The organism is Bacteroides neonati (genome assembly GCF_000499785.1).
Classification (GTDB): Bacteria; Bacteroidota; Bacteroidia; order Bacteroidales; family Bacteroidaceae; genus Bacteroides; species Bacteroides neonati.
The window spans coordinates 262,267-271,585 of record NZ_HG726025.1 but is presented as its reverse complement, the minus strand read 5'-3'; the positions used below and the strand labels follow the sequence as shown (position 1 = coordinate 271,585).

General features: G+C 44.5%; 9 protein-coding genes and 1 pseudogene. 9 read left to right on the top strand and 1 reads right to left on the bottom strand.

Annotated elements, in window-relative coordinates; all coding sequences use genetic code 11:
• From TY03_RS17405 to TY03_RS17395, 3 genes and pseudogenes are all read left to right on the top strand, one after another.
• Positions 1-205, top strand: a pseudogene (locus TY03_RS17405) (YtxH domain-containing protein); the annotation flags it as partial.
• 29 nt (positions 206-234) lie between these two features.
• On the top strand, positions 235-597 hold the full coding sequence (locus TY03_RS17400) for a phage holin family protein (RefSeq protein WP_042372251.1): 363 nt from the start codon (positions 235-237) through the stop codon (positions 595-597).
• Between the two features lie 3 nt (positions 598-600).
• Entirely contained in the window at positions 601-855 is a 255-nt protein-coding gene (locus TY03_RS17395; RefSeq protein ID WP_042372249.1) for a hypothetical protein, read from the top strand.
• Between the two features lie 69 nt (positions 856-924).
• On the opposite strand, the gene TY03_RS17390 is transcribed toward TY03_RS17395, so the two are convergent.
• Positions 925-1,896, bottom strand: coding sequence for a type I phosphomannose isomerase catalytic subunit (locus TY03_RS17390; protein WP_042372247.1), 972 nt, complete (start codon positions 1,894-1,896; stop codon positions 925-927).
• A gap of 259 nt (positions 1,897-2,155) precedes the next feature.
• Between TY03_RS17390 and TY03_RS17385 the strand changes: the two genes are divergently transcribed.
• The 6 genes from TY03_RS17385 (at position 2,156) to TY03_RS17360 (ending at position 9,250) form a co-directional block, all read left to right on the top strand.
• Positions 2,156-3,253, top strand: coding sequence for an aldose epimerase family protein (locus tag TY03_RS17385; protein ID WP_042372245.1), 1,098 nt, complete (start codon positions 2,156-2,158; stop codon positions 3,251-3,253).
• 40 nt (positions 3,254-3,293) lie between these two features.
• Entirely contained in the window at positions 3,294-4,592 is a 1,299-nt protein-coding gene (locus tag TY03_RS17380; RefSeq protein WP_042372243.1) for an MFS transporter, read from the top strand.
• Positions 4,593-4,620: 28 nt separating this feature from the next.
• Complete coding sequence (gene galK / locus TY03_RS17375; RefSeq protein WP_042372241.1) at positions 4,621-5,775, top strand: galactokinase; 1,155 nt, start codon at positions 4,621-4,623, stop codon at positions 5,773-5,775.
• Between the two features lie 147 nt (positions 5,776-5,922).
• Positions 5,923-7,932: a transketolase family protein gene (locus TY03_RS17370; protein WP_042372240.1), complete on the top strand. Its 2,010-nt coding sequence runs from the start codon at positions 5,923-5,925 to the stop codon at positions 7,930-7,932.
• Between the two features lie 2 nt (positions 7,933-7,934).
• Positions 7,935-8,369: a ribose 5-phosphate isomerase B gene (gene rpiB / locus TY03_RS17365; protein WP_042372239.1), complete on the top strand. Its 435-nt coding sequence runs from the start codon at positions 7,935-7,937 to the stop codon at positions 8,367-8,369.
• A gap of 605 nt (positions 8,370-8,974) precedes the next feature.
• The gene (locus TY03_RS17360) at positions 8,975-9,250 is read left to right on the top strand and encodes a putative quinol monooxygenase (protein ID WP_042372316.1); all 276 of its coding nucleotides are present in this window, start codon (positions 8,975-8,977) and stop codon (positions 9,248-9,250) included.
• Positions 9,251-9,319: the final 69 nt, after the last annotated feature.

Sequence of the window (9,319 nt, the reverse complement as noted above, 5' to 3'; positions counted from 1 at the left end):
AAGGAGTTAATGTACTAGCCGCATTTCTAGGTGGTGCAGCCGTAGGCGCAGCACTTGGACTTTTGTTTGCTCCCGAAAAAGGAGAAGACACCCGTCATAAAATTGCTGAAATTCTTCGCAAGAAGGTATCAAATTGAATCGTAACGAGATGGAAAGCTTGGTCGATGACATTGCTGCCGAAATAAAAGGAGAAACTCAGGGATAAATTGAGAGACAAAATAAAACAAGGTCACCATGTTTGCAGACGATAAAAGCATAAATAACTTGCAGCAACTTTTTCTGGAATTCAAGAAGTATCTTGAGCTTCAAAAAGAATACACCAAGCTGGAGCTAACGGAGAAGCTAACGATACTGATCTCTACACTACTCATGGTTTTAATACTGATCTCGCTAACCATGATGACTTTGTTTTATTTACTGCTTGCCTTCGCCTACGTTCTCGAACCCATCGTAGGAGGGTTAATGGTAAGTTTTGCTATCATTGCAGCTATTAATATCGTATTGATCGCAATTGTTTATCTATTCCGCAGACAGCTTATTATCAACCCCATTGTAAACTTCCTTGCGGGTCTTTTTCTAAACAGCAAAAAGAAATAAGCCATGAATTCTCAACCTACATCATCTAAAATAACGCTCGAAGAAATTGCTCTACGCAAAGAGGAGGTACTGCGTGACATCCGAAAGCAGAAGCAGCAAATGACAAATACTGCCCGAGACTTGCTTGCTCCGCTTGCGCCCGTTGCTTCGGGTGGCAATGCCATCATGAGAACCTTCAGTACCGGAATGGCTATATTCGACGGGGTAATGCTAGGCCTAAAAATAATAAGAAAATTCCGTAAGCTCATTAAGCGATAAAGACCTAAAAAAGCGGGGCTATGTATGGATTACATAGCCCCGCTTTTTTAGGTCTTTATCGCAATATATTTACACGTAAGTTTCCAGTATTTTCACACCTGCACTTTCGGGGGACAGCGTTACATCCTGCGTGGTAGCAGGAAGCAGCACCGTTTCGCCTGCCGATAACTGAATTTCATTCCCTTCATTGTCTGTCAGCTTACAAGAGCCTTCTATACAGATCAGGATAACAAATGAATCAAGCTCGGAATAATCGCATGATATTTCTTCGGTCATATCATAAATAGAGGTGGTAAAGTAAGGACAAGCTACTAGTTCTACCGGTTCGTCCTGTACCGCTTCATACTTCGTGCGGTAATCATCCAGCACCTCGTAATTGATAGCTTCGCGTGCCAAATCCGTATGCAATTCGCGGGTTTTACCTTGATCGTCTTTACGATTAAAATCATAAATACGATAAGTTACATCCGAGGTTTGCTGAATTTCGGCAATGAAAGCACCTGCACCAATACTATGGATACGACCTGCAGGCAGAAAGAATACATCACCCGGATGTATCTCATACTCTTGCAATACATCGGTAATTGTATTATTATATACCCGTTCTTTATACTCTTTAGGTGTTATTTGCTCCGAAAACCCGGAACGCAGCTTGGCACCTTTATCGGCATCCACCACATACCACATTTCGGTTTTACCCATCGAGTTATGACGCTTCTTTGCCAATTCATCACCGGGATGTACCTGAATCGATAAGTCCTGTTTGGCATCAATAAATTTAATCAGCAGAGGAAACTTATTTCCAAAGCGAGCATAATTCTCTTCGCCTACTAACTCTTCCCGGTATTTTTTCACCACTTCAGTGAGTGTCAATCCCTTATCGGAACCATTAGCCACTACAGACTCGTTATCTTCTACACCGGATAACTCCCAACTTTCACCTACACCCGTTGTACGATCATTCAGATGCTTAAACGGAACAATTTTGTCGCCTCCCCAAAGCGTCTGCTTCAAGATAGGTTCGAATTTTAAAGGATACATTTTTGTTTTTCTATTATAAATTTAGATTCAAAAATCTTCGTATTTAACAATCTCGGGGACAAACTTACAAAAAATATCAAATAATACCCAGAATAACTCGTTTTATATTAAAATCGCCGGCCAATTTTCTTCAATTCAGCCATGGGTAGAGGTCAACTGAAACACTAAACTTTCCTAAATACACAATTATATTTACCATGAATAATTGGGGGAACGGAAGAATTTTCCTTTATTTGCAAGAATTTTAATAATATCAAACATGAATAACACATTCCCTATTGAAGGAAATCTTTCGGGGTTAGATCGAAAAGATTTTCAAATGGATATAAACAATAAGAAAACAGATTTGTATATCCTTAAAAACCAGAAAGGAATGGAAGTTGCCGTTACAAACTACGGTTGCGCCATTCTATCGATCATGGTTCCGGACAAAGACGGAAAGTACGCTAACGTTGTTCTCGGACATGGTAGCATCAAAGAAGTAGTTAACAGCCCGGAGCCTTTTCTCAATACCATCATCGGACGTTACGGCAACCGCATTGCCAAAGGAAAATTCACCCTTTATGGCCAAGAGCATCAATTAACAATCAATAATGGCCCCAACTCCTTGCACGGAGGTCCCACCGGCTTTCATGCCCGTGTATGGGATGCCACACAGATAGACGACACTACCGTACAGTTTCACTACGTATCGGCCGACGGCGAAGAAGGCTTTCCGGGAAACTTAGACGTAGAGATGACCTACCGTCTCGAAGAGGAAGAGAATGCATTGGTCATTGAATACCGCGCATCGACCGACAGAGAGACCATTGTCAATCTGACAAACCATGCTTTCTTCAATCTGGCAGGCGTTGCCAACCCCACTCCTACGATCAACGATCACATCGTTACGATACAAGCAGACTTTTATACACCCATGGATAACGTATCTATTCCTACAGGCGAAATAGCCAAGGTAGACGGTACTCCGATGGATTTCCGTACGCCACATGCTATTGGCGAACGCATTGATGAGCCGTTCGAACAATTGGTTTTTGGTGCCGGATACGACCATTGCTACGTTCTGAAGAAAACAGAGATGGGAGCATTGGATCTGGCTGCTACCTGCACCGATCCTAAAAGCGGACGCACCATGGAAGTGTACACTACCGAAGCAGGCGTACAACTATACACCGGCAACTGGTTAGGTGGTTTCCAAGGCGCACACGGTACTACATTCCCTGCCCGCAGTGCACTTTGCTTCGAAGCACAATGCTTCCCCGACACACCCAACAAAGCGCATTTCCCTTCGGCAACACTCCTTCCGGGAGACGAATACCAACAGGTAACCATTTATCAGTTCGGTATCAAAGAATAAATCAAAAATTCAAAATTAATAAACACTAGAAAAATTATCAATGAGCCAACAAAAAAAACAATGGGGTGCAATTATCATAATGATTGCTCTCTTCGCTATGATTGCTTTTGTAACCAATCTCTGTTCTCCTATGGCAATTATCGTGAAAAATCAATTCGGTGCATCAGATATTCTGGCGCAAGTAGGTAACTACGGTAACTTTATTGCCTATTTGGTAATGGGTATTCCTTCAGGAATGCTTATCAAAAAGTTCGGTTATAAGAAAACAGCACTACTGGCCTTATTGGTCGGCATCGTAGGTATCCTCGTGCAGTGGATGAGTGGATGGAACGACATACAAAGCTTCGGCGTTTATTTAGTCGGTGCTTTTATTTCAGGTTTCTGTATGTGTATGCTTAACACGGTTGTTAACCCAATGCTTAACAGCTTAGGCGGTGGTGGTAACAAAGGTAATCAACTAATCCAGATCGGAGGCGTATTTAACAGTAGTGCAGCCGTTGCCGTTTACATCATCATGGGTGCATTAATCGGCGATGCTGCCAAAGCTCGAATTGCTGATGTCACTCCTGCATTATTTATCGCTTTAGCAATTTTCATCATCGGCTTCTTAGTTATTCTTTTCTCGAAGATCGAAGAACCTGTCCAGCCATCTGTCGTTAAAAGCAGTTCAAAAGACAAATACAGCGCATTCTCTTTCCGTCATTTTAACCTCGGTATTTTGGCGATTTTCTTGTATATGGGTATTGAAGTAGGTACGCCAACTTACATCCTGCTATACTTGACAACTTCTCCCGATGCTGCCACTCCGGGACTGGGTATGGATGCTACGGTGGTAGGACAGATCGTTGCCGTTTACTGGTTGCTCATGCTCGTAGGCCGTTTTGTCGGAGGAGCTATTGCCGACAAAATCTCCAGCCGCACCATGATTACTGCCGTATCGATAGCTAGTTTTATACTTGTAGCATTTGGTATGTTCGCTCCGACAGATATGATGGTAAGCGTTCCCGGTATTGACTGGGCCAGCCTGAACATGATCTGGGTAGAAGTACCAATGGGTATCTTCTCATTCTTATTGGTAGGACTTTGCACATCAGTAATGTGGGGTGGTATCTTTAACCTCGCCGTAGAAGGTCTGGGCAAGTACACATCTATTGCTTCGGGAGCCTTTATGACAATGGTTTTCGGTTGTGCAGTAATGGTAGCCACCCAAGCATGGGTAGCCGGTGTTACAGGCAGCTATCTCATTAGCTATTCTGTGGTATTGTTCTGTGCTGCTTACATCTTCTTCTATGCGGTAATCGGCTCAAAGAATGTAAACAAAGACATCCCAGTCGAATAAATTAACAACCTAATTAAATATAATTATCATGGATATAGAACACGTAAGAAGCCGTTTTGCAAAACACTTTGACGGTGCTACAGGATTTGTATACGCCTCTCCGGGTCGTATCAACCTTATTGGCGAACACACAGATTATAATGGGGGTTTCGTTTTTCCGGGAGCTATCGACAAAGGAATGGTGGCCGAGATTAAACCCAATGACACCGACAAGGTACGCGCTTATTCAATCGATCTGAAAGACTATGTAGAGTTTGGTTTGAACGAAGAAGATGCACCAAAAGCCAGTTGGGCAAGATACATCTTCGGTGTTTGCCGCGAGATGATTAAACGCGGTGTAGCTGTCAAAGGATTCGACACAGCTTTCTCGGGTGATGTGCCATTGGGCGCAGGTATGTCTTCGTCGGCAGCACTCGAAAGCACCTATGCTTTTGCATTGAACGAACTGTTTGGCGAAGGTAAAATTGATAAGTTCGAACTGGCCAAAGTGGGTCAATCAACAGAACACAACTATTGCGGTGTAAACTGCGGTATCATGGATCAATTTGCTTCTGTTTTCGGTAAAGCAGGTAGCCTGATTCGTTTGGATTGCCGTTCGTTGGAGTATCAATACTTCCCCTTCAAACCAGAAGGTTACCGGTTGGTATTGCTTGATTCGGTAGTGAAACACGAATTAGCCTCATCGGCATACAACAAACGTCGTCAGAGTTGCGAGGCAGCTGTGGCAGCTATCCAGAAGAATCATCCGCAAGTAGAGTTCCTACGTGATTGTACGATGGATATGTTGAACGCCGTGAAAGCTGAAATCAGCGAAGAAGATTATATGCGTTCGGAATATGTTATTGGCGAAATACAACGTGTACTAGATGTTTGTGATGCACTCGAAAGAGGCGATTACGAAACAGTAGGTCAGAAGATGTATGAAACACACCACGGTATGAGCAAGTTATACGAAGTAAGCTGTGAAGAACTCGACTTCTTGAATGACGTTGCCAAAGAGTGTGGTGTAACAGGTTCGCGTGTAATGGGCGGCGGCTTTGGTGGCTGTACCATCAACCTGGTGAAGGATGAGTTGTACGATGCTTTCATTGCAAAAGCACAAGCAGATTTCACTGCCAAGTTCGGCAGAAGCCCGAAAGTATACGATGTTGTCATTAGTGATGGCTCGCGTAGATTGGTATAAAGACTGATTTATCGTTTATAAAAGCTAAGAGGATGCTTCCCGCAAGGAGAGCATCCTCTTTTAGTTAGTAAAAAGAAGCGCTTTCATTCTTGTGTATTGCATACAAAGCACTATCTTTGCATCACTAAAAACTAATTTTACACCTATATGAACGATAGCAAATTAATGAATCGGGCAGCGGACAACATCCGTATCCTGGCCGCTTCTATGGTCGAAAAAGCCAACTCGGGACATCCGGGAGGTGCCATGGGAGGCGCAGACTTCGTCAACGTACTCTTCTCTGAGTTCTTAGTATACGATCCTAAAAACCCTCGTTGGGAGGGTCGCGACCGCTTCTTCCTCGATCCCGGTCATATGTCGCCCATGCTTTATTCGGTACTGGCTATGGCGGGCAAATACACCTTGGGCGAGCTTGCACAGTTCCGTCAATGGGGTAGCCCCACACCGGGACATCCGGAGGTAGACATCATGCGGGGTGTGGAGAATACTTCGGGTCCGTTGGGACAAGGACATACCTTTGCCGTAGGTGCTGCTATCGCTGCTAAATTCCTCAAAGCTCGTTTTGGCGAGGTGATGAGTCAAACCATTTACGCCTATATTTCGGACGGTGGTATTCAGGAAGAGATTTCGCAAGGTGCAGGCCGTATTGCCGGAACCCTCGGACTCGACAACCTGATTATGTTCTACGATTCGAACGATATCCAACTCTCTACCGAAACCAAAGAGGTGACTTCGGAAGACGTAGCCATGAAGTACAAAGCTTGGGATTGGAACGTAATCGAAATCGACGGTAACGACCCCGATGCTATCCGCGCTGCATTGAAAGAAGCCAAAGCAGAAGCAGCCCGCCCCACCCTGATTATCGGTAAAACCGTTATGGGCAAAGGCGCACGTAAGGCAGACCACAGCAGCTACGAAGCTAACTGCGCTACACACGGTGCTCCCCTTGGTGGAGACGCTTATAAAAATACCATCCTCAATCTGGGTGGCGACCTGAACAACCCGTTCGTTATCTTCCCCGAAGTGGCAGAGCTTTATGCTCGTCGCGCTCAGGAGCTCGAAGGCATCGTTGCCAAACGATATGCTGCTAAAGCTACATGGGCACAGGCAAACCCCGAATTGGCAGCAAAGATGGAAACGTTCTTTGCCGGCAAAGCTCCCGTAGTAAACTGGGAGGCTATCGCACAGAAGGCAAACGTCGCTACCCGTGCCGCATCGGCTACCGTACTGGGTGCATTGGCCACACAGGTAGAGAACATGATCGTCTCTTCTGCCGACCTTTCAAACTCAGACAAAACAGACGGTTTCCTGAACAAGACACACGCATTCAAGCGTGGCGATTTCAGCGGTGCCTTCCTACAAGCCGGTGTATCGGAACTGACCATGGCCTGCGTTTGCATCGGTATGTCACTTCACGGCGGTGTGATTGCAGCTTGCGCCACCTTCTTCGTGTTCTCAGACTATATGAAACCTGCTATCCGTATGGCTGCCTTGATGGAACAACCCGTGAAGTTTATCTGGACACACGATGCCTTCCGTGTAGGCGAAGACGGACCTACGCACGAACCTGTTGAGCAAGAAGCACAAATCCGCCTGATGGAGAAACTGAAGAATCACAAAGGACACAACTCGATGTTGGTGCTTCGTCCTGCCGATGCCGAAGAGACAACATGGGCTTGGAAACTGGCTATGGAGAACACAACCACTCCTACCGGATTGATCTTCTCTCGTCAAAACGTGACCAGCCTGCCTGCAGGCAACGACTATGCACAAGCCACCAAAGGAGCTTACATCGTAGCCGGTTCGGAAACGGATGCTGATATCATTCTGGTAGCTTCCGGTTCGGAAGTAGCTACATTGGTAGACGGCGCTGCCCTGCTTCGCAAAGACGGCGTGAAGGTAAGCATTGTTTCGGCTCCATCCGAAGGTTTGTTCCGCAGCCAAAGCAAAGAGTATCAAGAATCTATTCTGCCTACCGGTGCCAAGGTATTCGGTTTAACAGCCGGTTTGCCCGTGAACCTTCAAGGGTTGGCCGGTGTTAATGGAAAAGTATTCGGTCTCGAATCGTTCGGCTTCTCTGCACCTTATACCGTGCTCGACGAGAAACTGGGCTTTACTGCCGAAAACGTGTACAACCAGGTAAAAGCAATGTTATAATCATGAAAACAATAGGTATTTGTGCCGACCACGCCGGATTCGAACTGAAAGAGTTCGTTCGCGGATGGTTACAGGCAAAAGGTTGGGAGTATAAAGACTTCGGAACTTTTTCGGAAGCAAGTGTTGATTATCCCGATTTCGCTCATCCGCTTGCAGAAGCCGTTGAGGCTGGCGAATGCTATCCCGGCATTGCCATTTGCGGTAGCGGAAACGGAATTAACATGACCCTGAACAAGCACCAAGGCATACGCGCCGCTCTTTGTTGGACGGCAGACATCGCCCATCTGGCTCGTCAACACAACGATGCCAATGTGCTTGTGATGCCGGGACGCTTTATCAGCACTGCCGAAGCAGAAATGATTCTGACGGAGTTCTTCGAAACGCAATTTGAAGGTGGACGCCACCAAAATCGTATTGATAAGATTCCGGTGAAATAAGCCCGAATTTACATAAAAAGAAAGAGGATAAACCCGGTTGGGTTTATCCTCTTTCTTTTTATCCATACACCCGCATATCATTGTATTTCAATTAATTATACATAACAGAAAGTTTCACCCAATCACTTCTTTACGTATCAAAAAAGCCTGTTTATAACCCGGCAAACAAGAGTACGTACTTAACAACGTGTTAATATACTATTCCATACTCAGTTAAAAACGTACTCTTACCTACCAAAAGTACGTACTCTTGAAGCGGATGCGATAAGAAGCCTTTAACAGTTAAGAAAGCTTTAACATTCTATTTCTATTACGCAAATAGTTAACAAGTTTATTTCAACTATTAAAGCATGTTATAAAACACACTTATTTGGTCCATTAATTTGGAGGTTCCCGGAAAATCCGTACATTTGCACTGTGTTTTTCATAGTATTAGATTTAAGGTTAACAAAGATTGCTCGTCTGGGAAGATGGGCTTTTTTTATGCCCATACTCCTGGTTTCAATCCATTACAATTCAATTAAAAAGCAAAAATTAAACGCCATCGCCTTTTGTTATTTGGAATTATCTTCTAAATTTGCAGTGTACTAAAACAATAAATGAATATGATTAGAATAAATGTTTTTATCCAGGTAAGCGAAAACAACCGTATGGCGTTGCTTCAGACAGCAAAAGACTTAGTTGCCTCCTCACTGAAAGACGAAGGATGCATTGCTTACGATATTTTTGAAAGTGCCACTCGCCCCGATGTGTTGATGATTTGCGAAACATGGACGGATGAAGCATCATTGACTGCTCACGAGAAAGCACCACATTTTGTAGCCTTGGTTCCTAAAATGCAGGAATTGGGTAAACTCAAAATTGAAAAGTTCATCTTCTAAAACCATTCACAGCACTGCCCATTCCTTTGAAGCGAATGGGCAGTCTATTTTTACACAACCTTCATATCA

Coding starts and splice junctions, on each gene's coding strand:
- TY03_RS17380 (WP_042372243.1), top strand. CDS start 3,294: ATGAGCCAACAAAAAAAACAATGGGGTGCAATTATCATAATGATTGCT.
- TY03_RS17370 (WP_042372240.1), top strand. CDS start 5,923: ATGAACGATAGCAAATTAATGAATCGGGCAGCGGACAACATCCGTATC.
- TY03_RS17385 (WP_042372245.1), top strand. CDS start 2,156: ATGAATAACACATTCCCTATTGAAGGAAATCTTTCGGGGTTAGATCGA.
- rpiB (WP_042372239.1), top strand. CDS start 7,935: ATGAAAACAATAGGTATTTGTGCCGACCACGCCGGATTCGAACTGAAA.
- galK (WP_042372241.1), top strand. CDS start 4,621: ATGGATATAGAACACGTAAGAAGCCGTTTTGCAAAACACTTTGACGGT.
- TY03_RS17360 (WP_042372316.1), top strand. CDS start 8,975: ATGATTAGAATAAATGTTTTTATCCAGGTAAGCGAAAACAACCGTATG.
- TY03_RS17400 (WP_042372251.1), top strand. CDS start 235: ATGTTTGCAGACGATAAAAGCATAAATAACTTGCAGCAACTTTTTCTG.
- TY03_RS17390 (WP_042372247.1), bottom strand. CDS start 1,896: ATGTATCCTTTAAAATTCGAACCTATCTTGAAGCAGACGCTTTGGGGA.
- TY03_RS17395 (WP_042372249.1), top strand. CDS start 601: ATGAATTCTCAACCTACATCATCTAAAATAACGCTCGAAGAAATTGCT.